At 73.6% G+C, this 26,351-nt stretch carries 23 protein-coding genes and 1 pseudogene; 13 read left to right on the top strand and 11 right to left on the bottom strand.

The window, feature by feature from the left end:
* Nucleotides 1-19: 19 nt before the first annotated feature.
* Both ACQUFX_RS25440 and ACQUFX_RS25435 read right to left on the bottom strand, forming a co-directional pair.
* A complete protein-coding gene (locus tag ACQUFX_RS25440) occupies nucleotides 20-1,852 on the bottom strand; it encodes a protein kinase domain-containing protein (protein ID WP_428962780.1) in 1,833 nt (610 codons plus the stop codon).
* Between the two features lie 587 nt (nucleotides 1,853-2,439).
* The gene (locus ACQUFX_RS25435; RefSeq protein WP_428962779.1) at nucleotides 2,440-6,954 is read right to left on the bottom strand and encodes a cation-translocating P-type ATPase; all 4,515 of its coding nucleotides are present in this window, start codon (nucleotides 6,952-6,954) and stop codon (nucleotides 2,440-2,442) included.
* A gap of 230 nt (nucleotides 6,955-7,184) precedes the next feature.
* Here ACQUFX_RS25435 and ACQUFX_RS25430 point away from each other — a divergent pair, with 230 nt between their 5' ends.
* The 4 genes and pseudogenes from ACQUFX_RS25430 (at nucleotide 7,185) to ACQUFX_RS25415 (ending at nucleotide 9,607) form a co-directional block, all read left to right on the top strand.
* On the top strand, nucleotides 7,185-7,445 hold the full coding sequence (locus tag ACQUFX_RS25430; RefSeq protein WP_428962778.1) for a hypothetical protein: 261 nt from the start codon (nucleotides 7,185-7,187) through the stop codon (nucleotides 7,443-7,445).
* A gap of 144 nt (nucleotides 7,446-7,589) precedes the next feature.
* Nucleotides 7,590-8,753, top strand: a pseudogene (locus tag ACQUFX_RS25425) (MFS transporter); the annotation flags it as partial.
* 9 nt (nucleotides 8,754-8,762) lie between these two features.
* Entirely contained in the window at nucleotides 8,763-8,957 is a 195-nt protein-coding gene (locus ACQUFX_RS25420; protein ID WP_067364131.1) for a hypothetical protein, read from the top strand.
* A 98-nt stretch (nucleotides 8,958-9,055) separates the two neighbouring features.
* The gene (locus tag ACQUFX_RS25415; RefSeq protein ID WP_428962777.1) at nucleotides 9,056-9,607 is read left to right on the top strand and encodes a YbaK/EbsC family protein; all 552 of its coding nucleotides are present in this window, start codon (nucleotides 9,056-9,058) and stop codon (nucleotides 9,605-9,607) included.
* 71 nt (nucleotides 9,608-9,678) lie between these two features.
* Here the strand turns inward: ACQUFX_RS25415 and ACQUFX_RS25410 are convergent, their stop codons facing one another.
* From ACQUFX_RS25410 to ACQUFX_RS25380, 7 genes are all read right to left on the bottom strand, one after another.
* Entirely contained in the window at nucleotides 9,679-10,314 is a 636-nt protein-coding gene (locus ACQUFX_RS25410; protein WP_428967073.1) for a DsbA family oxidoreductase, read from the bottom strand.
* A gap of 71 nt (nucleotides 10,315-10,385) precedes the next feature.
* Nucleotides 10,386-10,814, bottom strand: a complete 429-nt coding sequence (locus tag ACQUFX_RS25405; RefSeq protein ID WP_428962776.1) for a SufE family protein — start codon at nucleotides 10,812-10,814, stop codon at nucleotides 10,386-10,388.
* Nucleotides 10,815-10,907: 93 nt separating this feature from the next.
* Complete coding sequence (locus ACQUFX_RS25400; protein ID WP_428962775.1) at nucleotides 10,908-11,333, bottom strand: CBS domain-containing protein; 426 nt, start codon at nucleotides 11,331-11,333, stop codon at nucleotides 10,908-10,910.
* 209 nt (nucleotides 11,334-11,542) lie between these two features.
* Entirely contained in the window at nucleotides 11,543-12,166 is a 624-nt protein-coding gene (locus tag ACQUFX_RS25395; RefSeq protein WP_428962774.1) for an RloB family protein, read from the bottom strand.
* Between the two features lie 4 nt (nucleotides 12,167-12,170).
* The gene (locus tag ACQUFX_RS25390) at nucleotides 12,171-13,463 is read right to left on the bottom strand and encodes an AAA family ATPase (RefSeq protein ID WP_428962773.1); all 1,293 of its coding nucleotides are present in this window, start codon (nucleotides 13,461-13,463) and stop codon (nucleotides 12,171-12,173) included.
* 134 nt (nucleotides 13,464-13,597) lie between these two features.
* Nucleotides 13,598-13,795 (bottom strand): DUF397 domain-containing protein, encoded by a 198-nt coding sequence (locus ACQUFX_RS25385; RefSeq protein WP_428962772.1) that lies wholly within the window; start codon nucleotides 13,793-13,795, stop codon nucleotides 13,598-13,600.
* Nucleotides 13,783-14,589, bottom strand: a complete 807-nt coding sequence (locus ACQUFX_RS25380; protein ID WP_428962771.1) for a helix-turn-helix domain-containing protein — start codon at nucleotides 14,587-14,589, stop codon at nucleotides 13,783-13,785. The genes ACQUFX_RS25385 and ACQUFX_RS25380 overlap by 13 nt, the downstream gene beginning before the upstream one ends.
* Before the next feature lie 201 nt (nucleotides 14,590-14,790).
* Here ACQUFX_RS25380 and ACQUFX_RS25375 point away from each other — a divergent pair, with 201 nt between their 5' ends.
* The 4 genes from ACQUFX_RS25375 (at nucleotide 14,791) to ACQUFX_RS25360 (ending at nucleotide 17,427) form a co-directional block, all read left to right on the top strand.
* Nucleotides 14,791-15,135, top strand: a complete 345-nt coding sequence (locus ACQUFX_RS25375) for a hypothetical protein (RefSeq protein ID WP_428962770.1) — start codon at nucleotides 14,791-14,793, stop codon at nucleotides 15,133-15,135.
* A 141-nt stretch (nucleotides 15,136-15,276) separates the two neighbouring features.
* Nucleotides 15,277-16,047, top strand: coding sequence for an SGNH/GDSL hydrolase family protein (locus tag ACQUFX_RS25370; RefSeq protein WP_428962769.1), 771 nt, complete (start codon nucleotides 15,277-15,279; stop codon nucleotides 16,045-16,047).
* 1 nt (nucleotide 16,048) lies between these two features.
* Nucleotides 16,049-16,495, top strand: a complete 447-nt coding sequence (locus ACQUFX_RS25365; protein ID WP_428962768.1) for an imidazolonepropionase-like domain-containing protein — start codon at nucleotides 16,049-16,051, stop codon at nucleotides 16,493-16,495.
* 29 nt (nucleotides 16,496-16,524) lie between these two features.
* Nucleotides 16,525-17,427 (top strand): sulfurtransferase, encoded by a 903-nt coding sequence (locus ACQUFX_RS25360; RefSeq protein WP_428962767.1) that lies wholly within the window; start codon nucleotides 16,525-16,527, stop codon nucleotides 17,425-17,427.
* A gap of 57 nt (nucleotides 17,428-17,484) precedes the next feature.
* Here ACQUFX_RS25360 and ACQUFX_RS25355 read toward each other — a convergent pair whose 3' ends face one another.
* Entirely contained in the window at nucleotides 17,485-17,901 is a 417-nt protein-coding gene (locus ACQUFX_RS25355; RefSeq protein ID WP_428962766.1) for a DUF7144 family membrane protein, read from the bottom strand.
* A 125-nt stretch (nucleotides 17,902-18,026) separates the two neighbouring features.
* On the opposite strand from ACQUFX_RS25355, the gene ACQUFX_RS25350 reads away from it, so the two are divergent.
* A complete protein-coding gene (locus ACQUFX_RS25350) occupies nucleotides 18,027-18,638 on the top strand; it encodes a TetR/AcrR family transcriptional regulator (RefSeq protein ID WP_428962765.1) in 612 nt (203 codons plus the stop codon).
* A gap of 70 nt (nucleotides 18,639-18,708) precedes the next feature.
* Nucleotides 18,709-20,046, top strand: coding sequence for an acetyl-CoA carboxylase biotin carboxylase subunit (locus tag ACQUFX_RS25345; RefSeq protein WP_428962764.1), 1,338 nt, complete (start codon nucleotides 18,709-18,711; stop codon nucleotides 20,044-20,046).
* Nucleotides 20,047-20,125: 79 nt separating this feature from the next.
* Here ACQUFX_RS25345 and ACQUFX_RS25340 read toward each other — a convergent pair whose 3' ends face one another.
* Nucleotides 20,126-21,085, bottom strand: a complete 960-nt coding sequence (locus tag ACQUFX_RS25340) for a hypothetical protein (protein ID WP_428962763.1) — start codon at nucleotides 21,083-21,085, stop codon at nucleotides 20,126-20,128.
* A gap of 936 nt (nucleotides 21,086-22,021) precedes the next feature.
* On the opposite strand from ACQUFX_RS25340, the gene ACQUFX_RS25335 reads away from it, so the two are divergent.
* The 3 genes from ACQUFX_RS25335 (at nucleotide 22,022) to ACQUFX_RS25325 (ending at nucleotide 26,142) form a co-directional block, all read left to right on the top strand.
* Nucleotides 22,022-22,936, top strand: a complete 915-nt coding sequence (locus tag ACQUFX_RS25335; RefSeq protein WP_428962762.1) for a hydroxymethylglutaryl-CoA lyase — start codon at nucleotides 22,022-22,024, stop codon at nucleotides 22,934-22,936.
* 247 nt (nucleotides 22,937-23,183) lie between these two features.
* A complete protein-coding gene (locus ACQUFX_RS25330; RefSeq protein ID WP_428962761.1) occupies nucleotides 23,184-24,716 on the top strand; it encodes an acyl-CoA carboxylase subunit beta in 1,533 nt (510 codons plus the stop codon).
* 271 nt (nucleotides 24,717-24,987) lie between these two features.
* Nucleotides 24,988-26,142 carry an acyl-CoA dehydrogenase family protein gene (locus tag ACQUFX_RS25325; protein WP_428962760.1) on the top strand — a complete coding sequence of 385 codons (1,155 nt, stop codon included), beginning with the start codon at nucleotides 24,988-24,990 and terminating at the stop codon, nucleotides 26,140-26,142.
* Nucleotides 26,143-26,351: the final 209 nt, after the last annotated feature.

The raw sequence follows: 26,351 nt of genomic DNA, 5'->3' as shown, positions 1-26,351 counted from the left end.
GGCCGGTGCCCCGCGCCGGTCACCGGTCGGCGGAGGGGGCGGGAGTGCTGGCCGGTGGGGAGGCGCCGGTGTCGTCGTCCTCGCCGGGGCTCGGGGGTTCCGACGGCCCGGTCGGCTCCGGAGAGGGCGTACCGCTCGGCTCCGGCGAGGGCGTACCAATCGAGGGCGACGGGCTGGGGCTGGTCGGCTCCGGATCGGGCGTCTCGCCGCCGGTGCCCGGCGACGGCACCTCGCTGGGTATCGGCAGCGGGCGCCCCGGGCGCTCCTCCCCGGTCGGGGTCGGGGTCGGTGCCGCCGACGGCTCGCCGTCGGCGGCACCGATGCCACCCGTACCCCCGGTCGACGGCACCGAGGTCGGCCCCGAGGCCGAGGTGACGGTGGCGAAGGCCTGGTCGCAGCGGGTGCCGTTGAGGGTGAACTCGCCGGGCGCCTCGGCTCCCGTCACGTCGTGCGTGCCGCGTACCGACAGCGTGGTGGTGCCGCCCGGGGTGAGGGCCTGCCCGGCCCGGACCGTGATGCCCTGGCCCTGCTGGCGGACCTCGACGTCGTCCGGGCTGCCGACCAGCCGCTGCCCGGCGGGCAGGGTGAAGCCGAGCTGCCACGAGGGCAGCACGGCGGTGCCGGAGTTGGTGACCACCACCTCGGCGACGAAGGTGCCGTCGAGGTCGTGCCGGGCCACGTACCGGGCCGCGCAGCCGGGGACGGGCGCCACCGGGGCGGCGTCGGCCCGGACGCCGTCACCCGAGTCGTCGGCCGTACCGACCCCCGGCAGTTGGGTACCGAGAACGGCCACCAGGACCGCCGCCGGGGCCGCCGCGAGCAGCAGCGGGCGGCGACGCCGCCGCTCGTCAGCACCCCGCCGGCTCGAACCCTCCCCGGCCCGGGTGCCCCGTCGATCCGGGCCGGTGTCGGCCAGCGCGCCGGTGCCGGTCAGTGGGCCGGTTTCGGTCAGGGCGGCGGGGCCGGGTGTGCTCGTCGGGACGGGGACGGGGACGGGGACGAGGTCGGGCGGTGTGCCGGGCGTGGTCAGGGGACGGGGGCCGGCTACCCGGGCCAGGATCTCGGCCGCCGCCACGGCGCTGGGCCGGTCGGCCGGATCCGGTGCCAGGCAGCGCCGGCACAACTCGGTGACCGCCTCGGGCAGGCCCGGCACGTCCGGTACCGCCGGGCCGATGCCCTTCTGGCGCTGGCGGATCAGCTCGGTCGGGGTCGAGCCGTGCGCCGGGGGCCGGCCGGTGAGGCACTCGATCAGCAGCAGGCCCAGCGCGTACAGGTCGCTGGCGGGGACCGCCGCCTCGCCGCGCGCCTGCTCCGGTGCCATGTACCGGGGCGTGCCCAGCACCTCGCCGGTGCCCAGGTCGGTGGGCTGGCCGACCGACTCGGCGATGCCGAGGTCCACCACCTTCACCCCGGCCGGGGAGAGCATGACGTTGGCGGGCTTCACGTCCCGGTGGACCAGCCCGGCGGCGTGCGCGGCGGCCAGCGCGGCGGCGACGTCCGCACCGACCCGGACGGTCTCCGGCCAGTCCAGCGCGCCCGTACCCCGCAGCCGTTCGGCCAGCGTCCCGCCGTCGACGAACTCCAGGACGAGGTACGGCACCTTGCGCTGGCGGCCGTGCCGGGTCTCGCCGTAGTCGTACACGCCGGCGATGTGCGGGTGGTTGAGCTGGGCCGCCGCGTACGCCTCCTGGCGTACCCGGGCCCGGAACCGTTCCTCGGTGGCCAGCCGCGACGCGAGCAGCTTGACCGCGACGGTCCGGCGTAGCACCCGGTCGGTGGCCCGCCAGACGACCGCCATCCCGCCCTCGCCCACCGGCTCGACGAGCTGGTAGCGGCCTCCCAGCACCTGCATCCGGTCCTCCCAGGTGAGTCGGTCGAGACGATCCCGTCTTCGTCTCGGCGACCGCGCCTTGGGATGAGCCGGGCCGCCTGGGTTGCTGGCCTCGGTACCCTCTCCCGGACCAGGGAAAACCCCCTGGACTGATCCCGGTCCGCCGACCCGGGGCCACCTCAACGGACAGTTGCCGCGCGTCCTTTCGAACTGCCCCGTCCATGCGGCCGCCGGCCGCCGGCGACCCTCGGCCCGTCACCCCGCGTGTCCGAGGCTGCCCGGTGCGTCCGAGGATGGCCGCCACCCGGCGTGTCCGAGGCTGCCCGCCACCCGGTGCGTCCGAGGATGCCCGCCACCCGGCGTGTCCGAGGCTGCCCGTCGAACCGGGTGTCCGAGGATGGGCCAGCCTGCGTGTCCGAGGAGGTCGTCCGGGGCCGGTCAGCCGCGCGGGGCGGGGCGGCTGCCCCGACCATGAGGGCAGCTCGAAAGGACGCGGACACCGCATGCCGCCCGGCGACCGGACGGAACGCACGCACTTCGTCGCCCAGCCGGCCGCGGCGAGGGCGCCTGGACCGGCGGGGACACGCCGACAGCCGTCCCGGTCCGGGCTACGGCGTCGACGGGTGGGCCGATGGTCGGCGTAGCTGTTCGGCGATTCTGGACAGGGCGGCGTCGCCCAGGTCGCCGGAGGGCTGCGGCAGGCGCTCGACCAGGCGGGTCAACGCGCCGTTGGCGAGGGTCGCCCCGGCCGCCGACCCGGCGGCGATGCCCCACCCCACCGGGCCCAGCGGGGTGCAGCCGAAGAACTGGCTCAGGCCGGGGGTCTGCACCACCGCCACCAGGACGCCGACCGAGGCGGCGGTGGAGAGCAGCACCCCGGGGCTGGTACCGCCGGCCAGGACGGTCTGCCCGAGCTGGGTGCCGACCAGGGCGGCCAGCGCGACCGTTCCGGCCCGGCGCTGGGTGCCGGTCCACCGGGCCAGGGTCCAGCCGACCGTCGCGCCCAGCGCGGTGGAGGTGGCGCGGAGCGTGATCTCCCGGTCCAGGGTGCGGCCCAACGAGGTGTCCGGGCCCTCCCGGAGCAGGCTCTCGCTGTGCCCCGCATCAGGCGGCCGGACCGCGATGGCCAGCGCCGGGGCCAGATCGGTGAGCAGGTTCACCAGCAGCAGTTGGCGGCCGTTGAGGGCGGACCGGCCGGTCGCGGCGGCGCTGACGATGCTGAACGCGATCTCCCCGAGGTTGCCGCCGACCAGGATGCTCAGCCCGTGCCGCACCGAGGACCACATGGCCCGCCCCTCGGCCAGGGTGGCGATGATCGTCTCCAGCCGGTCGTCGGTGACCACCAGGTCGGCGGCGGCGCGGGCGGCCGGGGTGCCGCGCTGGCCCAGCGCGATGCCGACGTCGGCCAGCCGGATCGCCGGGGCGTCGTTCGCGCCGTCCCCGGTCATCGCCACCGTCCGGCCCGCCGCCCGCAGCGCCTGGATGATCCGTACCTTGTGGGTGGGGGTGCACCGGGCGACCACGTCGGTGGCGGCCAGCCGCTGCGCGACCGCCGCGTCGTCCAGGTCGTCGAGTTCGGTGGCGGTCACCACCCGCTGCCCGTCGCCGGGGCTGATCCGCCCGGCGATCGCCGCGGCGGTGGCCGGATGGTCCCCGGTGATCATGATGGTGTGCACCCCGGCGCGGCGGATGTCGGCCACCGCCGGGGCGGCGCTGGCGCGTACCCCGTCGGCGAGGGCGAGCAGGCCGACGAAGGTCAGCTCCCGCACCTGGTCGTCGTCGAGGTCCCCGGCGTCGACCGGGCGCTCGGCCACGGCGAGGATCCGCTGGCCGGCGGTGGCGTGCCGGACCAGCTCCTCCTGCACCCGCTGCCGGCCCGCGTCGTCCAGCGGCTCCACACCGGCACGGGTCCGGCGGGTGGTGCACCGGGGCAGCACCCTCTCCGGGGCGCCCTTCACGCTGAGCAGCAGGCCACCGTCGCAGGTGCCGGCGGTGGCGTGGTACCCCCGGGACGGCTCGAACGGCAGGCTCCCCGCCGGCCGCCACCCCCGCGCCCCGGTCTGCTCGGTCACCTCCGCCGTGCGGGCGCCCCGGCGTACCGCCCGGTCGGTCTGCTCGGGCAGTTCCTCCGGGTCGTCGGCGGCGGGGGTGGCGCGCAGGCCCACCGCCAGCACCCGCCGCAAGTGCCCGTCCAACCGGTCGGTCGGGGCGTACCGGTCGCCGTCGCCGACCCCGGAGAGCACCAGCCGCCCCTCGGTGAGGGTGCCCGTCTTGTCGAAGCAGAGCACGTCGACCCGGCCCAACGCCTCGATGGTGCGCGGGTTGCGCACCAGCGCCCCGTGCTCGGCCAGCCGCCGGGCCGCCGCGAGCTGCGCGGCGCTGACCATGAAGGGCAGCCCCTCCGGCACCGAGGCGACGGCGAGGTTCGCGGCGGTGGCGGCCGTCTCGGCCAGCGGTACGCCCCGGACCAGCCCGGCCCCGGCGACCGCGACCGCCGAGGCGATGGCGAGCGGTACGGACTTGCTGGTCAGCCGCTCCAGTCGGGCCTCCACCCCGCCGGTGGGCGCGCCCTGCCGGGCCAGCGCCATGCTGCGTCCCGCCTCGGTGTCGGCGCCGACGGCGACGACCAGGGCGACGCCGTGGCCGGTGGCGACGGTGGTGCCCTCGTACACCATGGACCGACGCTCGGCGATCGCCCCGGCGACCACCGGCTCGGAGGTCTTCGTCACCGGCAGCGACTCCCCGGTCAGCGACGACTCGTCGGCCTCCAGCCCGACCGCGTCCAGCACCCGGCAGTCGGCCGGTACCGCGTCCCCGGGGGCCAGCACGACCACGTCCCCGGGGACCAGGTCGTCGGCGGGTACCACCTGCTCGTCGCCGTCGCGGCGGACCCGGGCGGTGACCGCCGAACGGGACAGCAACTCGGCCAGGGACCGTTCGGTCCGACGCCGGTGCACCGCGCCGACCAGGGCCGATCCACCGACCACCCCGCCGACCAGGGCGGCGTCGACCAGCGAGCCGAAGGAGGCGGAGAGCACCGCCCCGGCGGCGAGGACCGGGGTGAGCGGATTGTTCAACTCGTCGACGAAGGCCCGCAGCAGGCCGGCCGGCCCCGGCTGCGGCCCCGCCCCGGCACCGTGCCGCCGGGCGGCCTCCGCCGAGGTCAGCCCGTCCCGGCCGGTGTCGAGCAGGCGCAGCGCCGCCGCCGTCGGCATCAGGTGCCACGCCGTGGTGGGCGCGGTGGGGGTGTCGGCGGGAGCGGGGAGCTGGTGGGCCCGCCAGACCCCGTGCACGAAGGCCAGCGCGCCGGCCGCGTTGACCGAGGCCAGGGTACGTCCCGGCAGGTGCTCGGGTGGGGCGGTGAACGCGCCCAGCGCGCCCAGTCCGCTGCCGGCCATGGCGATGCGGACGTTCTGCCCGGTCATCCGGCGGGCCACCCCGACCGCCTCCACGATCAGCGCGGCCACCCGCAGGTCGGTGCCGACGAGCAGGTGCGCCCCCCAGGGCGGCGGGTCGTCCGGCCCGGCCACGCCGAGCCCGCAGTCCGCGGCGGCCAGCGCCGCCCGGTCCCCGGAGACCACCAGCACCACGGCCCCGTCGCGTTGCAGGTGCCGTACCGACTCGGCGAGCCGCTCCCCGGCGGGCAGGACGGCGTCGGCGAAGCCGTACCGGTCGGCGTCCGGCGCGGCGACGACCAGCCGCAGCCCGGCCTGCCGGGCGGCGGTGGGCAGGGCGTCCGTGCCGGGCGCGGGTTCCGCCTCGACCCGCAGGACGGCGGTGAGCGTGTCGTGGCGGGCCAGCCCGAGCAGGTGGCCGCCGGTGGCGCGCAGTTCCCGGCTGCGTTCGGTGTCGCCGGGGTCGGTGACGGTCAGCCGGTCCAGTGGGCCGAGCCGCCACCCGTCGGCGTGCCGGACCTGGTCGGCGGCGTTCGGGTCGAACAGTTCGAAGGCACGGGCCGCCACCTGCCCGGTCTCCGCCCCGGCCAGCGGGGCGAGGTCGGCGAGGACACTGCGGTCCGACCCGAGCACGGCGGCGTCCACCAGCACCGTGTCGATCCGGTCCAGTTCCCGCAGCACGCTGCGGTCCATGGCGATCACCCCGCGCCGGGCCAGCAGGGCGCCGAGTTGGGCGGCGTACCCCTCCCGGCCGCTGCCGGGGGCCTTGGGGAGGCTGGACAGGGCGAGGGCGGCGGCCCGCTTGCCGCCGAGCGTCGGCAGCGCGGCGGCCCCGACGGCGGCCCCGGCGGCGAGCGCCCGCATCACGTACCGCTCGGCGACGCCGTCCGGCTTCGGTCGGGGCCGGCCGTCCTGCGGGGCCCGCGCCTTGGCCCGGTCCGGCGTGCCGGTCAGCCGGGGCTCCGCCTTCTCCCAGGTGTGGAGTTGGGCGCGGGCCTCGCCCCACTGGACCACCCGCTGGGCCCCGTCGAGGACGATCCCGGCCCACCCGCCGGTCAACCCCTGCACCACCGCCTCGGCGAGCGGGAAGAGCACGTCGCTACGGGGGTCGGCGTGCAGGCCCCGGCTGGCCAGCGCGTGCAGGCGGGGGTGCAGGTCGATGGCGGTGAGCAGCCCGGCCACCTCGCCGGGGACCGGGGCGAGCGGCAGGATCCGGGTGGCGGCGGAGATGGTCAGGCCCAGGCCGTCGGAGACCAGCGCGCCCAGGGTGCGGGCCGTTCGGGGGCCCTCCTCCGGTGGGTGCGGCGGCGGGATGTCCGGGTCGGGTTCGTGCTCGCACCGGCGTTCGGCCCGGACGACCGTGGAGATCAGGTCCTTCAGCCGGGGCGCGGGTTCCCCGACGGCGACCACCACCCGGCCGGACGGGGCGTTGACCCGGGCCCAGGTCACCCCGGGCAGCCGCTCCAGCGCCGTCTCGACCTGCCGGGCCAGCACGTCCCCGCCGTCCTGGCAGACCCCGTGCACCTCGATGTGGTGCCGCCCGTCGGTGGACCAGACCCGTCGCCGGCTGAGCCCGGCCATCCGGGCGAGCCTGGTCGCGGCCGTCCCGACGGTCCGGGTCGCGTCGTCGACCACCCGGGGTACCGCGGGCAGCGACGGCATGCCCGCCAGTGGTGGCACCCCCACCGGCGCGCGGAGCAGGCCGGCGAGGCGGCCCAGCGGGGTCATGAAGGGGTACGTCCGCCGCTACCGGTACCGGCGTCCACGCCCGTGAGCTGCCCCATCTCGCCTCCCGCGCCGTTTGCTCCGGCGGCCTGCCTTCCCGCCGTCGCGTCCGTTATGCCTACGGTTTTCGCCTGCCCGCCCACCTGCCCGCCTGCGGTTCGGCCCTGGCCGGGCGCATGGACCGGGGCGTCGGTGGAATCCGGGGGTGGTCGTCCGACATCGGGGAGGCCAGGATGGGATGGGTGCTGGGTCAGCTCAGCGACACGCGGAAGATGGTGCACACGTACGACCGTCGGGTGGAGATCCCGATGGTCGGCGAGGTGGCCGTGCCGCCGCCGGACAAGGTCGCCTACTACGCGGGGCTGGGCGTGCTCGCCGCCGTCGGGGTGATCGAGTGGCCGTTGGCGTTGGTCATCACCGCCGGTCACCTCCTCGCCGACCAGCACCTCTCCGGTCTGGCCAAGGGGATCGGCGAGGCCCTGGAGAACGCCTGACGCCGCGCCCGCCGTCACCGGCCGTGACCTGGAACCCGGCGTGACCTGGAATCCGGCTTGACCTGAAGCCGGGTTCAAGGAGCAGGCTCGGGGTCATGGTGACCGAACCGCCGGCCGGCGACCGGCGCGCGGGGGCCACGGCGACCGATGTGGCACGGCGTGGGCTGGTTCGTGGTCGGGCTGCTCGTCGCCGGGAGCGCCCCGGTGATGGAGCTGCTCGTCGTCGGCCGGATGGTGCAGGGCTTCGGCTCGGGCCTGCTCACGGTGGCGCTGTACGTCGTCGTCGGGCAGGCGTACCCCGAGCACCTGCGGCGTAAGGTCTTCGCCGCCTTCGCCGCGGCCTGGGTCGTACCCTCGCTGGTCGGCCCGGCGGTGGCCGGGCTGGTCGTCGAGCACCTCGGGTGGCGGTGGGTCTTCCTCGCCGTGCCGGTGGTCGCGGTGCCGGCGGCGCTGCTGGTGCACTCCGGCGTACGGCGGATCGGGACGCCGGCCGCGAGCCGTCCCGCCCCGGGCGCCCGGACACGGATCGCCTGGGCCTGCGCGGCGGGGGTGAGCGCCGCCCTGCTGCACTACGGCGGGCAGCAGCGCGGCGTGCTCGCCGTGGTCCTCGTCGGTGCCGCCCTGGTCGGCCTGGCCGGCTCGGTGCCCCGGCTGCTGCCGGCGGGGTTCCTGCGGGCGGCGCGGGGCCTGCCCACGGTGGTCGGGCTGCGCGGGCTGGCCGCCGCCGCGTTCGCCAGCGCCGAGGTGGTCATCCCGCTGATGCTCTCCCGGGAGCGGGGCTTCTCGCCGACCGCCGCCGGGCTGGTCCTCACCACCGGTGCCCTCTCCTGGTCGCTGGGCGCGTGGGTGCAGGGCCGGGTCGCACCCCGGTCCCTGGCGACCCTGCCCCGGGTGGGGCTGACCTGCCTGACGGTCGGTACGGCGACGGTGATGCTCGGCGTCCTGCCCGCCGTGCCGGTGACGGTCGGGGTGGTCGGCTGGGCGGTGGCCGGGCTCGGCATGGGCCTGACGTACCCGTCGCTGTCGGTGCTCACCCTGGCCCTGTCCGCCCCCGGTGAGCAGGGCCGCAACAGCTCGTCGCTGCAACTGGGCGACAACCTGTGCACCGCCGTCGTACTGGCGCTGACCGGTTCGGTGCTCGCCGTCGGCGCCACGCCCGGTCCGGGGACGTACCTGGCGATGCTGGCCGTGGCGGTCGGCTGCGCCCTGCTCGGCGCGCTGCTCGCCGGTCGGGTGGTGCCGCCGGCGGTCATCCGTCCGGGGGACGGGGTCGGCGACGCAGCCGTGGCGGGCTCACGTTCCGCCTAACGTGACGCCATGTTCACACTTGCGGCGATGGTGATCCTGTACGTCTTCGGCTTCGTCTTCCTCTATGCCGTGATCCGGGTGTCGGTCCGGCACGCGATGGAGGACCTGGAGGTCCGGCGGGCGGAGGCGCTCCGGATGGAGCGGATGGCCGCCGAGCGGGACCGGGACTTCATGCAGCAGAACGCCTTCCTCGCCAACGGCTGACCACCGGCCCGGTGGTGGCGTCCCGGCGTCGGCCCGGTGACTCCCGTCGGGGTGCCGGTCGCGGGGGCTGACCTGCGGGTGCGAGGATCGGACCCGTGATGGGGACGTTGAAGACCGAGCCTGCCCGGACCCGCCTCGACCTGCTCGCCGCGCCGGTCGCCGCCGCGATCGGCCAGTGGCCGGCCGACGCCCCGGTCGACGTCGACGAGGTGCTGGTCGCGCCGATCGACGCCGACCTGGCCGACACGGCGGCCTTCTGCGCGGCGTACGGGGTGGGGCTGGACGAGTCGGCCAACTGCGTGGTGGTCGCCGGCAAGCGGGAGGGGCAGGTCCGGTACGCGGCCTGCATCGTGCTCGCCACCACCCGCGCCGACGTCAACGGCGTGGTCCGCCGGCTGCTGGAGGTCCGCAAGGCGAGCTTCGCCCCGATGGCCGACGCGGTCGAGTCGACCGGGATGGAGTACGGCGGGATCACCCCGATCGGGCTCCCGGAGGAGTGGCCGATCCTGGTCGACTCCCGGGTCGTCGCCACGCCGCACGTGATCATCGGCTCCGGCGTACGGCACAGCAAGATCGCGCTGCCCGGCCCGGCGCTCGGCGCGCTGCCCGGGGCGCAGGTGGTCGAGGGCCTGGCCAAGCCCGCCGCCTGACCGGCCGGCCGACCCCGTCCCGATGCATCGTCGTTGATGTCGTTGCACGTGAAACATCGACCCGGCGCAGGTCAGCGCGGTGCCGACTCCCGGTCTTCCACCTCGACCAGGGCGGCGAGCAGGGTCTCCGGCTCCTGGGCGCCGGTCACCGCGTACTTGCCGGCGAGCACGAAGGTCGGCACGCTGCTCACCCCGATCTGCCGCGCGGTGGTCAGGTCGGCGGTCACCTCGGCGGTACCGGCGTCGGAGTCCAGGTGGGCGCGGACGGCCTCGGCGTCCAGGCCGAGCCCGGCGGCGACGGTGGCCAGCGCCGCACGCGAGCCGATGTCCACCCCGTCGGCGAAGTGCGCCCGGTGCAGCGCCTCCACCGCCTCGACGCCCTGCCCCCGCTCGTCGGCGTACCGGATCAGTCGGTGTGCGTCGAACGTGTTCGCGGCGATCGCCCGCTCGAAGTCCATGCTCAGGCCGACCTCCGCCCCGACCCGGGTGACCTGGGTGGCCATCTGCTCGGCCCGCTCCCGGCCACCGAACTTCGCGGCCAGCGCCTCGATCAGCGGTACCGGCCGGGCGACCGGCGTCGGGTCGAGCTGGAACGGGCGGTACCGCAGGGTCACCGCACCGTCGTACGACGACAGCGCCTGCTCCAGCCGGCGCTTGCCGATCCAGCACCACGGGCAGACCACGTCGGAGTAGATCTCGATCTCCATGCCCCCGGACAACGCGCCACCCGGACGCTCTGTTCCCGGCCCCGGCCTGCTGTTTCCAGTCGTGGCGGGCTTCAGGCGGTCTGTTCCCGGACCTGGCGCTTGAGGCGGGCCAGGATCGCGGTGCCGCCCCGGACCCGCAGCGGGCTGATCGCCTGGGCCAGCCCCATCCGCTGGTACAGGTCGTCCGGCACGGCCAGGACCTCGGCGGCGCTCGCCCCGGCCAGCCCCTCGGCCAGGATGCCGGCGAAGGCGCGGGTGGTCGGCGCCTCCGGCGGGCAGTCGAACCAGGTGGTCACCGTGCCGTCCGGGGTCACCTCGGCGCGCAGGAAGAAGGCGGTCTGACACTCCGGCACCTGCTCCATGCCCTCCCGGTCGGCGAGGTCGGCCGGCAGGGGTGGGATGACGTCGGCGTACTCCAGCAGCATCTCCAGCACCACGTCCCGGGGCGCGGCGGCGAACTCGTCGACGATCTCGGCCAGCTTGGTCGGCATCTCGGGCATCAGGTCAGGTTACCGTCGCCGGCAGGGCCCCTTCCGCGGGTGTTGAGAAGGGGCCCTTTCTCTACCGGAAGCGTTAAGAGGGGGCCCTTCCTTTCAGTAGTTCGGGGCGTGCTCGGCGATTTCGCTGAGGGCCGAGGTGGGATCGAGCTGCATCGCCAGGTCGCCGAGGGAGACGATGCCGACGAGCTTGCGCTCGGCGTCGCAGACCAGGATCCGGCGGATGCCCCGTTCCCGCATCAGCGCCGCCGCCTCACCGGCGCTGGCGTTCTGCTCGATCATCACCACCTCGCGGGTGGTGATGGAGCCGATGGTGGTGACCTTGGGGTCGCTGCACTCGGCCACCGACCGGACCACGATGTCCCGGTCGGTGACGAGGCCGGCGAGGGTGGCGCCGTCGGTCACCACCACGTCGCCGATGTCCGCCTCCTTCATCACCCTGGCCGCCTCGTCCAGGGTGGTCTCCGCCGGCAGGTAGACCACCTGCCTGGTCATCACGTCACCGACCCGATATCCGGCCATGAGAGCCTCCTGATGCACAGACAACCCGATCGGGCACCGATACCCAGTCATACGATCGCTACACCCGGTCCGGGTGCTCCCCGGGTGTCCGTTCACACTCCTGGCGTACCTGGAGGGGCCAACCGTGGGGTCTTTTGGGCCGGCCGGCAGTTGGCGCGCCGCTGTGCGGTCGGCAGACCTCGGGCTCTCGGGTCGAGCCCGCCCGGCTGTCAGTCGGCGCTGAAATCGGGTTCGATGGCCGCGAGTAGGTCGGGGAAGCTCGATGAGGGGTTGTTGGCTGGAAATGTGGTTCGGTTGCCCTCGTGGCGCTTGTCGAGGGCCCTCGCCCGACGTGCCGCCTCCCTGCGGAGTTGCACGTAGCGCGGTCCGTCGATGCGCTTGCCGGGGCGTCCGTCGATCCTCCGGCTACGCCGTTCCGCCTCCGAGGTGTTCAGGAAGGCTGTCTGTTCCGTGAAATGGAGGATGAGCCACAGCTCGAAGCAAGGGTTGGAGACGGCAACTTTGACGCCATGGCGCTCTGCCAACCGGATCGCCTCATCAAGGCGTGGGTGATTCTGCGGCCACTCGACGTCGAACACGCACCAGCACTCGTCCACCTCGTCGTCCTCGCCGCGAGCCACCGCGCGCTCGACGAGCGTGATCGGCGCCCCCTGCTCCGGGTCGACCTCGATCCTGATCGCGGTGTTGTCACGTACCTCCGGCAGGCGCTTGAGGGCGTTGATGTAGTCGGGCTCCGAAGCCTCGCCCTCGCAGAAGATGACGATCGTCCTGCGCTCCGGGCGGCGGGCGACCGATCGCCGCAGATCCTTGGCCTTGGTCCGCCTCGGTGACATCCCGTCAGCCGATCAGGCCGAGTGCGCGGAGCATCTCGGTGCGATCCACCTCGGGAAGGGCACCAAACCTGCCGTGCAGGTACGCCTTCTCCAGGTTCTGGGAGCGGCGGACCCGCTCACCGGCGAACTCGGCGAGTGCACCGAGGCGGGTCGAACCGTCTTCGCGCTTCTCGGTCAGCCACACCTCGTCCCGGTTCAGGTGGTCGAGCAGACTCGTGTCATGCGAGGTGAAGACCAGTTGGGCACCCGAAGGATTGGTGACGGGATCGCAAAACAGGCGAAGCACCTCGGCGGAGAGGGTCGGATGCAGGCTGGCGTCCAACTCGTCGAACAGCAGGAGGGAACCCGTCCTCAGCGCGCTCAGCACCGGACCGATGAGCTGGAACCAGGTACGAGTCCCCTCGGACTCGTTGGCGAAGTCGAAGGGAACCCGCTCGGTGCCCGTCCGGTGCACGAGCCGGACCCGCTTCCGTCTGAACAACCGCCCGCCACCCACTTCGGTGTGAGGGGGCGGGCCTTCCTGATCGTCGATGACCACGTCATCGATGCCGAGGTCGGCCATCCGTAGCAGCGCCAGGGCCTGGGCGCGATCCTTCTCGAACTCCCCATGCGGGTCGGTGAATCCGGGCAGGACCATCTGATTCGTCGCTTCCGGTCGTTCGAACCACCGGCGGGTCGGCCTTCCGAGGCTCGGTGACGGGTGGCGAGCGCGCATGACGCGCTGCCCGAAGGTCTGGGTCGACAGGACGTACGATGCGAAGTCCGAGACGAGGGGCTCCTCGAACCGGCGGGCGATGGACAGCACCAACGCGCGCTCGGTCAGCAACTCGCGGGTGCCGGAGAGCCGCCCGAGGCCGCGTTGGAGCGTCAGGCCCGTCCCCTCGCGTTCGAACACCCGCCGTCGCTTCTTCTCCGGGTAGTGGAACAGCGCCTCGTAGTGCACCGTGTCCTGGTCGACCTCGACGACGTACTCGAAGCGGACGCCGCCGATGACCGCCTCCAAGGTGAATTCGGAGGCACGGTGCTGACCTCCGGCGAAGGCGAACGGCTCGACCGGGATGCCGTCGTCCCAGAAGCGAAGCGACTCCAGGACCGCATCACGGAGCCATGTCATCGCGGCGACGACGTTGGACTTGCCGGAGGCGTTCGGGCCGAAGATCGCGGCGACCGCCACCAGGCTCTCGTTGATGTTGGGGGCGGGCCGAGCCTCGGCGCGGTCCTTGTCGACCGCGACCATCGTCAGCTCCACAGGATCGAGGATCGAGCGGAAGTTCGCTGCCTCGAAGCGGATTAGCACAGCCGTCCCCTCACGTCTGACGCAAGGATAGGTCCAATCCCGTCAGGAATCTACGAAAACCGGCCTGTGTCGACGTGATCGGAGCTGGTCGGATGCTGGATGACCTCGCCGGGGCCCACCATCCGTGACCGGGGTCAGCTCCGGGGGGTGGCGTGGGCGAAGGAGCGCCAGGCAACGCGGGTGAAGGCGAGGACCGGGCCGTGCGGGTCCTTGCTGTCGCGGACGGCGACGACGCCGGGCAGGTCGACGGCGACCTCCACGCACTCGCCGTTGCCACTGCGGGTGGACTTGCGCCAGGTCGCGCCGGTCAGCGCGTGGGTCAGATCGTCCACGATCTCATCACTTCCTTCATCAGCAGCACCGACTGCCCGTGAGGCAGGGCCTCGCTGCGGACGCTCTCCCACCTCGCCAGCAGGATAGCGACCTGCTCATCGTTGTCGATGGTCGTGCCGCCGAGTTGGTTCTCCAGGTGCCCGACCCAGCCGCCCTCGGCGTCCCGGGCCAGGGTGAACGGGCCGGCGAGCCCGACGTGCCCGCTGACCTCCGCCGGGACGACGTGCACGCTGATGGTCGCGCGTCCGCTGGCGTCGACCAGGTGGGTGATCTGCTGGGTCATGATGCCCCGGAACCCCTCGTCGGCCCGGCGCAACGCCATCTCCTCGACCACCACGACGAGCTTGGGCGGGGTCGGCCCGGTCAGGATCGCCTGCCGGTCCATCCGTACGGCCAGGCGTTTCTCCACCTCCTCGTCGCTGAGCATGTCGTCGGCGCGCAGGACCGCGCGGGCGTAGTGCTCGGTCTGCAGCAGGCCGGGGACGAGCGTGGGGTGGTAGCAGCGCAACTGCCGGGCGTTCTGCTCCGCCTCCAGCCAGGGGCGCAGCCAGCTCGGTTGGCCGTCACGCTCGGCCATCTTGAGCAGGGAGACCAGCAGCCCGTCCGTCTTGAGCACCTCGTCGGCGCGCTTGAGGAACAGCCGGTCGAGCGGGCGGTGTCCCAACTCGACGGCGGAGACCTGGGAGCCCGAGTAGTGCACCAGTTTCCCGAACTCCTCCTGACTCAGCTCGGCGTTCAGCCGGTACCGGCGAAGCTGCGCCCGGATCAGCTCCGAGGTCGGTTCACCTTCCACAGTCCCTCCACGATCGGTCCGCGTCCGTCCCGGCGGGCCGCGCCGGGTGCCTGTCGGCGTCCCGCCTCCCGCCCCGACCGGCCTCGACGGCTTCCGGCGGTAGCGCCGCCGTCAGCAGACTGTCACACAGTGGTCACGATGCGAGGAGGTCGACATGCCCAACCCGTTCCGTCGTTGGCGGGCCGCCCGGGGACGCGGGTGGTGACGCGCGACGGGTGGCCGGTACCCCGGCTCGGGCCCTACCCCGACCGGCCCCGCGCCTGCCCGGCGGACCGGCCGCCGCACCTGCCGCTGCGGCCGTTGTGGCTGTGCCGGGCCTGCGGTGGGCCGTGGCCGTGCGCCGAGGCCCGGCTGCTGCTCACCATCGAGTACGCGGAGCAGCCGGTGAACCTGGCGGTCTACCTCTCGGGGCTGTACCACGAGGCCTCGCACGACCTGTTCCGGCTCAACCCGCACGACGGGCCGACCCCACGCGACCTGTTCGAACGTTTCGTCTCCTGGGCCCCGTACCGTCGGTCGGGTCCGGCCGGGGATCGCCGCCGATGAACTCCCTCACGTTCCCGGGGCGGTGCCGGCGTCCCCGGCGCGGCGGGTGCCAGACTGTCCCTGGCGTTAGGAAGGGCCCCTTTTACTACCGTAGGCGTTAACAGGGGGCCCCTCCTTACACCCGCGAAGCGGAGGGTTTCAGTGCGCTGGCGCAGTTACGTGGCGGTCGGGGACAGCTTCACCGAGGGCATGGACGACGCGTACCCGGACGGGACGTACCGGGGCTGGGCGGACCTGGTCGCCACCCGGCTGGCCGTCGAGGCCGGCCCGGACTTCGGGTACGCCAACCTGGCGATCCGGGGGCGTCTCTTCCCGAACGTGGTGGCCGAGCAGGTGCCCGCCGCGCTGGCCATGAAGCCCGACCTGATCAGCTTCGCGGCCGGCGGCAACGACGTGCTGCGCCGCAGCTTCGACCCGGAGACGCTGGTCTCCCGCTTCGACGACGTGGTCCGTGAGCTGCGGGCGAGCGGGGCCGACGTGGTGCTGTTCCGGTTCGCCGACCTGATGGCCCGGCTGCCCGGCCAGCGGCTCGTCGCGCCCCGGGTGGCCCTGCTCAACCAGGCCGTCGGGGAGACCGCAGAGCGGCACGGGGCGATCCTGGTCGACCTGTACGCCGACGACACGTACCTCAACCCGCTGCTCTGGAGCACCGACCGGCTGCACCTCTCCGCGGCCGGGCACCGCCGGGTGGCCGCCCAGGTGCTCACCGCGCTCGGCGTCGGCTGCGACGAGGAGTGGCTGCTGGTGCCGCCGCGCCCGGAGCCGTCGCCGTGGCTCGCCGCCCGCGCCGCCGACCTGCGCTGGGCCGGGCAGCACCTGGCCCCGTGGATCCGGCGTCGGCTCACCGGCCGCTCCTCCGGCGACCTGGTGACCGCCAAGCGCCCGCTGCTCGGCCCGGTCGACGCCGACTGACGTGCGGACGATCCACGCCGGCACGCTGCTGCGGACCGCCCCGGACGCCGAGCCGCGCCCCGGTCAGGGGGTGCTGGTCTCCGGTGACCGGGTCGAGGCCGTCGGCCCGCTCGACGAGTTGACCGAGGCGTATCCGCAGGTGCGGGTGCGGCACTGGGCCGGCACCCTCGGGCCGGCGCTGGTGCACGACGGGCCCCTGCCGGCGGCCCCGACCCCACGGGAGCGGGTGCACGCGCTGTTCCGGCTGGGCGTGGCCGCCGTGCCCGCCGCCCGGCTCACCGATCCCGACCTGCGGGCGGCGGCGCTGCGCAGCCACGTGGCCGTTCCGGCCACCCCCGCTCCCCGGGTCCTCGCCGTCGGCGTCCGCGCCGACCTGGCCGTCTTCACCCCCGACGGCACCTGCCTGGCCACCGTCGTCGCCGGCCGCCTCCTGCATCGCACCACCTGACCCGGGGCGACGGGCGTAGGTTGGGGCCCATGCCTGTGCCGAGTGATCCGAATCCCCGTTTCCAGTCGTACGCCGACCCGCAGCGGCTGGTCAGCACGGAGTGGCTGGCCGAGCACCTGGGCGACGACGGGCTCGTCGTCGTCGAGTCCGACGAGGACGTGCTGCTCTACGACACCGGGCACATCCCGGGTGCCGTCAAGGTCGACTGGCACACCGAGCTGAACGACCAGGTGACCCGGGACTACCTGGACGCGGCCGACTTCGCCGAACTGTGCGCCGCGAAGGGCATCGGCCGGGGTGACACGGTCGTCTTCTACGGCGACAACTTCAACTGGTGGGCCGCGTACGCCCTCTGGGTCTTCTCGCTCTTCGGCCACGCCGACGTCCGGCTGCTCGACGGCGGCCGGCAGAAGTGGATCGCCGAGGGGCGGGAGGTGACCCGGGAGAAGGTCACCCGGCCCCGCGCCGAGTACCCGGTGCCGGCGCGCAACGACGCGCCGATCCGGGCGTACCGGGAGCAGGTGATGGCGCACATCGCCGCCGGTCGGCCGCTGGTCGACGTCCGCTCGCCGGGCGAGTACACCGGCGAGATGCTGCACATGCCGGACTACCCGCAGGAGGGCGCGCTGCGCGGCGGGCACATCCCGGGCGCGGTGAGCAAGCCGTGGAAGTCGGCGGCGAACGAGGACGGCACCTTCAAGGCCGCCGACGAGCTGCGCGCCATCTACACCGACCAGCTCGGGTTGAGCCCGTCCGACGACGTGGTGGCGTACTGCCGGATCGGTGAGCGGTCCAGCCACACCTGGTTCGTCCTGCGGCACCTGCTCGGGTACCCGCAGGTGCGCAACTACGACGGCTCGTGGACCGAGTGGGGCAACCTGGTCCGGGCCCCCGTCGTCAAGGGCGACCAGCCCGGCGGCCTCACCGGCTGAGCCGAGTGGTTAGGAGGGGTCCCTTTCAAGCGCGTACGCGCTTGAAAGGGACCCCTCCTAACACCTGAGCCGGCCGTGCTTGACCAGCAGTCGGCCGGCGGCCAGCGTGAGCCCGGTCGTCATCAGCGCCTGCACCGGGTGGAACGGCCCGGTCACCAGGTCCGTCAGCACCCCGAGCGCCACCGCGACGAGGGCCGCCCAGGTCGACCAGACCCGGCCGAGCGGGGCGACCATCCCGGCCAACCCGAGGAGCACCCCGACCACCAGGTGCGCCCGGAGCCAACCGGAGATGTCGTGCAGCACCACCCCCTCCCGGCTGAGGCTGCCGTACTGGGTCGTGGTGAGGTCGCCGAGGCTCGCCACGATGTCGATGACGGCCGCCCCGCAGAGCAACGCGCCGGCCAGCGGCAGGGGTCGTCCCGGTCGGCCCGGCGTGCCGATGGTCACCACCGGACCGTCGCTGCGCTGCGTCACCGTCTCAGGTTAGGAGGGTTGTATCCGACATGTCCGGCGAGCAGTCCGATCCGCGCGGGGTACGGTCCGGTCTCGGCCCGCGTCCGGTCCACCACGAAGGGTCGATCGGGGACTACGCTGATCGAGTGACGGTCGAGCAGCAGACCCGGGCGGCCCCGGGGCGGAGTAGGCGACGCTCGCGACGCGACGAGATCCTCGGGATCGCGGTCGGGCTCTTCGCCTCGCGGGGTTACCACGGCGTGTCGATGGACGACATCGGTGCCGCCGCCGGGGTGACCGGCCCGGCCCTATACCACCACTTCGCCGGCAAGGAGGCGATGCTGGTCGCCGCCCTCGTGCCGGTCAGCGAGGGGCTGCTCGCCGGTGGCCGGGAGCGGGCCCTGCGGCACGCGGAGGACCCCCGGGCGGCGGTCGAGTCCCTGATCACCTTCCATGTCGAATTCGCCCTGGCCAACCCGGCCGTGATCGCCCTGCACCTGCACGAGCTGGACCGGCTGCCCGAGGAGCCCCGGCGGGAGATCCGCCGGTTGCAGCGGCTCTACGTGGAGGAGTGGGTGACGGTGCTGACCGCGCTGCACGCCGGGCTCCCCGCCGAGGAGGCCCGGGTGCTCGCACACGCCGCCTTCGGCCTGATGAACTCGACCCCGTTCCTCGGCGGTGAGGTGGACCGTCGGCGCCGCGCCGAGCTGCTGCGCGCCGCCACCCTCGCCGCCCTGCTCGCCAGCCCGCAGTCCTGACGGCTGGTGGACGACCGCCGGGTCGTGGTTCCCTGACTCCCGTCCCCACCCCTGGACGCTGGAGGAATACATGATCGAGTCGTTGCTCGTCGCCAACCGTGGCGAGATCGCTCGTCGGATCATCCGGACCGCACGACGGCTCGGGATCCGGACCATCGCGGTGCACTCCGAGGCCGACGCCGCGCTGCCGTTCGTCACCGAGGCGGACGAGGCGGTCTGCGTGGGGCCGGCGAACCCGGCCCAGAGCTACCGCAACACCGACGCGATCCTCGCCGCCGCGAAGTCCACCGGCGCGCAGGCGATCCACCCCGGGTACGGCTTCCTGTCGGAGAACGCCGACTTCGCCCGTACCGTCGAGGCGAACGGCCTGATCTGGGTCGGGCCCGGCGCGGACGCGATCACCGCGATGGGCGACAAGATCAACGCCCGGAACCTGATGGCGGCGGCCGGGGTCCCGGTCGCGGCCGGCACCACCGAGCCGGCGGCCGACCTGGACGCGGCGGTGGCGGCCGCCGCCGGGATCGGCTACCCGGTGATGGTGAAGGCCGCCGCCGGTGGCGGCGGCATGGGCATGGGCGTGGCGACCGACGAGGCCGCGCTGCGCACCGAGTACGACAAGGTGCGGGCCTTCGCCGAGCGGATGTTCGGCGACGGCTCGGTGCTGATCGAGCGGTACTTCCCCCGGGTACGCCACGTCGAGGTGCAGATCCTCGGCCTGGCCGACGGCCGGGTGGTGGCCCTCGGCGAGCGGGAGTGCTCGGTGCAGCGGCGCAACCAGAAGCTGGTCGAGGAGTCCCCCTCCCCGGCGGTCGACCCGGAGCTGCGCGAACGCCTCCTGGCGGCGGCGGTCCGGGCCGGGGAGGCGGTCGGCTACCGCAACGCCGGTACCGTCGAGTGCCTGCTCGACCCCGCCACCGGCGAGTTCTTCTTCCTGGAGATGAACACCCGGCTCCAGGTCGAGCACCCGGTGACCGAGCTGGTGTACGGCGTCGACCTGGTCGAGGAGCAGTTGCGGGTGGCCGCCGGCCTGGCCCCCACCGTCGACCCGGCCACGCTCACCCCGCGCGGGCACGCCATCGAGCTGCGGATCAACGCCGAGGACCCGAAGCGCTTCCTGCCCGGCCCCGGGACGATCGCCACCTGGAACGAGCCGGCCGGCGAGGGGGTCCGGGTCGACTCCGGGTACGTCGCGGGCAACACCGTGACCCCGTTCTACGACAGCCTGCTGGCCAAGCTGGTCGTGCACGCCGACACCCGGGACGAGGCGATCGCGCGGGCCCGCGCCGCCGTGGCAGGGTTCGAGGTCGCCGGACCGAAGTGCAACCTACCTTTCTTCGCCGAACTGCTCGACAACGACGAGTTCCGCTCCGGCGACTACGACACCGGCATCGTCGGCCGGATGCGCTGACCCGGTTCCGCCCCTGACAGGTCGACAGGCGGGGTGGCCACCACCGTCCCCGCCGGTCCGGCCGGGCCGACGGGGACGGTCAGGGGCGGGGCAACGGAAGACCCGGTCGCGGGGTGCCCGGCCCGAACCGTCGGGCGTCGGCCGAGCGCCTCGGGACCGGGGCCGGGGCCCGGTCCGGTGGTGGGACCGTCCGTGTCCAGTAGTCGGCCTCGACGGCGATCGGCGGCTGGGGTGTCGCGGTGTCCAGGCGCGCGGGATCCCGTCCCGTGTGCGGTCCGCCGGCGGGTTGGCCGGCTGGGAAGTGCCCCTCGTTGCGGGCGTCGCGTCGGCCCGCCGCCCCCCGATGTCGTGGTGGCTCCTCGGACCCGGCGTTGACCTGCCTGCCCCGTAACCGTTCGACCTCCACCCGGAGGGCCGTCACCTGCCCCTGGCTGGTCGCCAGCGCCGCCCGGCTCTCCGTGAGCTGTTGCTCCAGCCCGGCGCACCGGCGTTTCCACCAGGACAGCTCGTCGCCTTCGGATCCCTGGCCCGGACCGGCACCGGACCGGGCCGGACCGGTCGTCTGTGGGGGCCGGTTCTGCGGTGGCTGGTTCTGCGGTGGCCGTGAGCCGTCCGCGTGCCTGGGACGCCAGTCCGACGGCCAGTCACCCCGGGCCTTCCTGTGCAGCAGGGCCAGGTGCTTCAGCTTGGCTTCCCGCTGCGAGCGGTCCGGTACGGTCACCCCGGCCACGAGCTCGACGGTCTGCCACGGCGGACCCTTCGTCTCCGGCGTGAAGTGCCGGGACAGCCGCTTGCGGAAGCGCTCCCGATCCCGCTTCGGTCTCCCGGCACAGATCTCGTTGGCGACCTGACTCCAGGTGTCGACCGGGCGAATCGCCCCGCAGCCCTCCACGAGATCCCGTGCCGCCAGGGCGTACGCCGCCACCTCCAGCCCGTGCCGACTCGTGTACGCCTCGGCCAGGCTGGCCCGGTCGGCGAGTCGGTGCCGCTGATGGCTTCCGCCGGTACCAGTCGGGCGACCCTTTCGGTGAGACGGCACAGAATTTTCCACTGTCATGTCGGTCCTTCCAAGAGCACATGACGCGGAAACATTCTTACCGTCCCGGGTCAAGGGTGCACACCCCGTGGCTGCGTCGTCAGTCAATTTCTGGCCGGGTGGTTGTCCGGTCGGGACGGTCCGTCCCCGGGCCCTGCGCGCACTCGCGGTGGCCGTACGGCCCTCCCGTCGCGGCAGATCGACCGCGCGATGCTCCACTTTGGCCGGGCGGGCTCGCGCAAGCCGGCCACAACCAAGACGCGCCACGCCGACCGCCTCGTTGGGTCACGTGTGCGGCCGTCACCCGGTGCCGGAACCGGGACTCCGGGCGACCCCACGAATGGTTCGTGGAAATTCCACGGATCCCGGCCGTCGGTGAGACGGGGATAGCGAGTGACTACGAAATGAGCCACATCGAGCCGTGTGGGTCGCCCCACGGCCGACGCGGGGGCGAAAGGCTACGCGCATTCGCCGTGTGCGTCGAGGGCGCGCTGATGGTGGCGCTTGTCGTAGGCCAGGAGGACGTCGCCGCGTACGTCGGCGTCCTCCCGGCCGTACTCCGGTGCGCTGCGGAGCTCTTGGAAGGACCGTCCCAGCGCTGACTCCGGAGGCGGGCCGCCGAGGGGGTGGGTGTCCACCTGCCCCCTCGTCGCGCCGGCACCAAGGTATCGATCCGAGCCGTCAGGGCACCTGTGGGCGGAGGCGTTTCCGGCCTTCCGGCCGGTCGATCCGGCGGAGGGTCCACGAGCGTCGGCCGGACGGACGACCCCGGCGCGGCGTGGGTCGCACCGGCTGTCCGGCTGGTCGGGTTCCGCCACTGGTAGCCGGGAACGCCCGACGGTGGCGGCGGCCGGGTCGGCTCTGCTTCCCTGTAGGCAGCACCACCAGCTACGCGGCCACTCGTCGGCGGGTGGCCACCGGGTCACAGTGAGGTGACGCATGACCGAGATGCCAGATTTCGTGTCGATCCGTGAGGTCGGGCCGCGCGACGGGCTCCAGAACGAGGACCCGATCCCGACCGAGGCCAAGGTACGGCTGCTGGACACCCTCTCCGGCACCGGCGTCCGGCGGATCGAGGCGGTCTCCTTCGTGCACCCGAAGGCGATCCCGCAGATGGCCGACGCCGACGAGGTGTGGCAGCGGGCCACCCGGGTCGACGGGGTGCGCTACTCGGCGCTGGTGCCGAACACCCGGGGCGCGCAGCGCGCCCTGGCCGCCGGCTTCACCGAGATCGAGGTGGTCGTCTCGGCCAGCGACACGCACAACCGGCGCAACGTGAACCGCTCCACCGACGAGTCGCTGGACGACATCGCCGAGCTGATCGACCTGCTGCACGGCGCCAGCGCCACCGTCGAGGTGATCGTGGCGACCAGCTTCGGCTGCCCATACGAGGGGGACGTCGACCCGGCGCGGGTCGCCGGCATCGTCGACCGGGTGGTCCGCGACGGCGCGGACCGGGTCGCGTTCGGCGACACCACCGGCATGGGTACCCCACGTCGGGTCCGTGACCTGCTCACCGCGGTCCGCGACCGCAACGCGCACGTACCGGTGCTGCTGCACTTCCACAACACCCGGGGTACCGCCCTGGCGAACCTGTTGACCGCGCTGGAGTTCGGGGTGACCGAGTTCGACGCCAGCGTCGGCGGGCTCGGCGGCTGCCCGTACGCCCCCGGGGCGAGCGGCAACCTGGCCACCGAGGAGGCCGTGCACATGCTGCACGACCTGGGCATCGACACCGGCATCGACCTGGACGCCCTGATCGAGGCCGCCGAACTCGCCGAACGCCTGGTCGGCAAGCCCCTCCCCTCCGGCGTCCTCCGAGCCGGCCCCCGCACCCGCCTAACCCCCCACTAACCCCACCCCCACCCCTGCCCCTGCCCCCCACCCCACCCACCCCGGTCCCGCCCCCACCCCCCGCCCACCCCGTTGATCATGGAGTTGGCGGCACTTCCCGGCCGGAAAACGCCGCCAACTCCATGATCGACCGCCGGGGGCGGGGCGGGGTGGGGTGGGGGTGGGGTGGGGCGGGGGTCGCCGGAGGGGGTGGGGATGGGATAGCCTAACGATCGTTCAGGTCGGTGTGGCGGGGTAGGGGGTCGGCGTGACGCTCGACGGTGAGGCACTGGAGCAGCTCCGCAAGCGGGCTCGGGCCGGCGGCGCGGACAAGTACCATGCGGCGAACGCGGCCAAGGGCAAACTGTTCGCCCGGGAGCGGGTGGCGTACCTGGTCGACGAGGGTTCCTTCGTGGAGGACGGCCTCTACGCCAACGCGCTGGCCGACGGGTTGCCCGCCGACGGTGTGGTCACCGGCACCGCCACCATCGACGGTCGGCAGGTCTGCCTGATGGCCAACGACTCGACGGTCAAGGCGGGAAGCTGGGGCGCGCGGACCGTCGAGAAGATCATCCGGGTCATCGAGCGGGCGTACTCGACCGGCGTGCCGATGGTCTACCTGGTCGACTCGGCCGGGGCCCGGATCACCGACCAGGTCGACCTGTTCCCCGGTCGGCGCGGTGCCGGCAAGATCTTCTGGAACCAGGTCCGCGCCTCCGGCTCGATCCCGCAGGTCTGCGCGCTGTTCGGGCCGAGCGCCGCCGGTGGGGCGTACATTCCGGCGTTCTGCGACGTGGTGGCCATGGTGGACGGCAACGCCAGCATGTACCTCGGCTCGGACCGGATGGTCGAGATGGTCACCGGCGAGAAGACCACGCTGGAGGCGATGGGCGGGGCGAAGGTGCACTGCGCCGAGTCCGGCGTCGGGCACTTCCTCTGCAAGACCGAGGCCGAGGCGCTCGACGTGGTCCGGCGCTACCTGTCGTACCTGCCGGCGAACTGGACCCAGGCCCCGCCGGTCGCGCCGGCCGCCGAGGCGCCCGCGAAGGTCGACCTGGCCGCGCTGGTGCCGGTGAGCGAGCGGCAGGCCTTCGACATGCGGCGGTACGTCAAGGGCCTGCTCGACGAGGGCAGCTTCTTCGAGATCCAGGCGCTCTGGGCCAAGGAGCTGACCATCGGCTTCGGCCGGCTGAACGGCGAGGTCGTCGGCGTGGTCGGGAACAACTCGATGTTCAAGGGCGGGGTGCTCTTCGTCGACTCGGCCGACAAGGCCAGCCGGTTCGTGCAGCTCTGCGACGCGTTCAACGTGCCGCTGCTGTTCCTGTCCGACGTGCCCGGGTTCATGGTGGGCAGCGCGGTGGAGAAGCAGGGCATCATCCGGCACGGCGCCAAGATGATCACGGCGATCTCCGAGGCGACGGTACCCAAGATCTGCGTGGTGGTGCGCAAGGCGTACGGCGCGGGGTTGTACGCGATGGCCGGCCCCGGCTTCGAACCGGACGCGACGATCGCGCTGCCCACCGCGAAGATCGCGGTGATGGGGGCGGAGGCCGCAGTGAACGCGGTCTACGCCAACAAGATCGCGGCGATCGGCGACGAGGCCGAGCGGGCCGCCTTCGTCGCCGTGAAGCGCGAGGAGTACGAGCGGGACATCGACCTGGTCCGGCTCGCCAGTGAACTGGTCATCGACACGGTCGTCGAGCCGCACGACCTGCGCGCCGAGCTGGTCCGGCGGTTCGCCGCCGCCCGGGGCAAGGACCGGTCCTTCTCCCGTCGCCGGCACGGCGTCACCCCGGTCTGACCCCCGGCCGGGCCCACCCCGCCGCCCGGCCGCACCCGGCACCCAGCCCGCCCCCTCCCGAGGGCCGGCACCCCGGTCGCCCGCATCGGAGGGCCCGCCACCCGGCCCGACGGTCGGCACCCCGGCCGCCCGCACCCCCCGTCGGCCGCACCCGGTCGGCCCCGCCAACGAGCAGCTCGGCCCGATCCCACCGATGGTCGGGGTCGAGTGGCACGGACCACCCGTCCCGGCGTCACGAGCGCCCGGCGGCTCAGCCACACAGGAGGATCAGATGGACTTCCGGCTCACCGAGGAGCAGGAGGCGCTGCGGGACAGCGTCCGGGACTTCGCCCGCGAGGTGGTCGCCCCGGTGATCGCCGAGCACTACGAGCAGCACACCTTCCCGTACGAGGTCGTCCGGCAGATGGGGAAGATGGGGCTGTTCGGGCTGCCCTTCCCCGAGGAGCACGGCGGCATGGGCGGCGACTACTTCGCGCTCTGCCTCGCCCTGGAGGAACTGGCCCGGGTCGATTCCAGTGTGGCGATCACCCTGGAGGCGGCGGTCTCCCTCGGCGCGATGCCCATCTACCGCTTCGGCACCGACGAGCAGAAGGCGCGCTGGCTGCCGAAGCTGACCAGCGGCGAGGCGCTGGCCGCGTTCGGTCTCACCGAGCCCGGGTTCGGCTCGGACGCCGGGGGCACCCAGACCCGCGCGGTGCTGGACGAGCGGACCGGCGAGTGGGTGATCAACGGCTCGAAGGCGTTCATCACCAACTCGGGTACCGACATCACCAGTCTGGTCACCGTCACCGCGGTCACCGGCACCCGGCCGGACGGGGCCAAGGAATTGTCCACCATCATCGTCCCCTCCGGCACCCCCGGCTTCACCGTCGCGCCCGGGTACTCCAAGGTGGGCTGGAACGCCTCGGACACCCACGAGCTGACCTTCGACGACTGCCGGGTGCCGGCGGCGAACCTGCTCGGTGAGCGGGGGCGGGGCTTCGCCCAGTTCCTGCGGATCCTCGACGAGGGGCGGATCGCCATCGCCGCCCTCGCGGTCGGACTCGCCCAGGGCTGCGTCGACGAGTCGATCAAGTACGCCCGGGAGCGCCACGCCTTCGGCCAGCCGATCGGCAACTACCAGGCCATCCAGTTCAAGATCGCCGACATGGAGGCGAAGGCGCACACCGCCCGCCTGGCGTACTACGACGCGGCGGCCCGGATGCTCGCCGGTGAGCCGTTCAAGCGGCAGGCGGCCATCGCCAAGCTGCACGCCAGCACGATCGCGGTGGACAACGCCCGGGAGGCCACCCAGATCCACGGCGGGTACGGCTTCATGAACGAGTACCCGGTGGCCCGGTTCTGGCGGGACTCCAAGATCCTGGAGATCGGCGAGGGCACCTCCGAGGTCCAGCGCATGATCATCGCCCGCGACCTGGGGCTGTGAAAGGAAGGGCCCCTTATTAACGCCTTCGGTAGAGAAGGTGCCCCTTCTCACCGTCACCCTGCGCTGGACGAGGACCGGAGCGAGGGACGCCGCCGGGCATCGGCACGGCGGGACCTGAGGGGCGAGAGCCCGCCGGGGCCCGCCGGGCCGGGTCAGGCTGAGGGGCCGACGCGGCCCGGTCAGCCTGAGGGCCGACGCGGCCCCCGGTC

Source organism: Micromonospora fluostatini, assembly GCF_050410825.1.
Lineage (GTDB): Bacteria > Actinomycetota > Actinomycetes > Mycobacteriales > Micromonosporaceae > Micromonospora > Micromonospora rosaria.
The sequence above is the reverse complement of the archived record's forward strand: the minus strand, read 5'-3'. Positions and strand labels throughout refer to the sequence as shown.

Coding starts and splice junctions, on each gene's coding strand:
- ACQUFX_RS25440 (WP_428962780.1), bottom strand. CDS start 1,852: ATGCAGGTGCTGGGAGGCCGCTACCAGCTCGTCGAGCCGGTGGGCGAG.
- ACQUFX_RS25435 (WP_428962779.1), bottom strand. CDS start 6,954: ATGACCCCGCTGGGCCGCCTCGCCGGCCTGCTCCGCGCGCCGGTGGGG.
- ACQUFX_RS25430 (WP_428962778.1), top strand. CDS start 7,185: ATGGGATGGGTGCTGGGTCAGCTCAGCGACACGCGGAAGATGGTGCAC.
- ACQUFX_RS25420 (WP_067364131.1), top strand. CDS start 8,763: ATGTTCACACTTGCGGCGATGGTGATCCTGTACGTCTTCGGCTTCGTC.
- ACQUFX_RS25415 (WP_428962777.1), top strand. CDS start 9,056: ATGGGGACGTTGAAGACCGAGCCTGCCCGGACCCGCCTCGACCTGCTC.
- ACQUFX_RS25410 (WP_428967073.1), bottom strand. CDS start 10,314: ATGGAGATCGAGATCTACTCCGACGTGGTCTGCCCGTGGTGCTGGATC.
- ACQUFX_RS25405 (WP_428962776.1), bottom strand. CDS start 10,814: ATGCCCGAGATGCCGACCAAGCTGGCCGAGATCGTCGACGAGTTCGCC.
- ACQUFX_RS25400 (WP_428962775.1), bottom strand. CDS start 11,333: ATGGCCGGATATCGGGTCGGTGACGTGATGACCAGGCAGGTGGTCTAC.
- ACQUFX_RS25395 (WP_428962774.1), bottom strand. CDS start 12,166: ATGTCACCGAGGCGGACCAAGGCCAAGGATCTGCGGCGATCGGTCGCC.
- ACQUFX_RS25360 (WP_428962767.1), top strand. CDS start 16,525: ATGCCTGTGCCGAGTGATCCGAATCCCCGTTTCCAGTCGTACGCCGAC.
- ACQUFX_RS25345 (WP_428962764.1), top strand. CDS start 18,709: ATGATCGAGTCGTTGCTCGTCGCCAACCGTGGCGAGATCGCTCGTCGG.
- ACQUFX_RS25335 (WP_428962762.1), top strand. CDS start 22,022: ATGACCGAGATGCCAGATTTCGTGTCGATCCGTGAGGTCGGGCCGCGC.
- ACQUFX_RS25325 (WP_428962760.1), top strand. CDS start 24,988: ATGGACTTCCGGCTCACCGAGGAGCAGGAGGCGCTGCGGGACAGCGTC.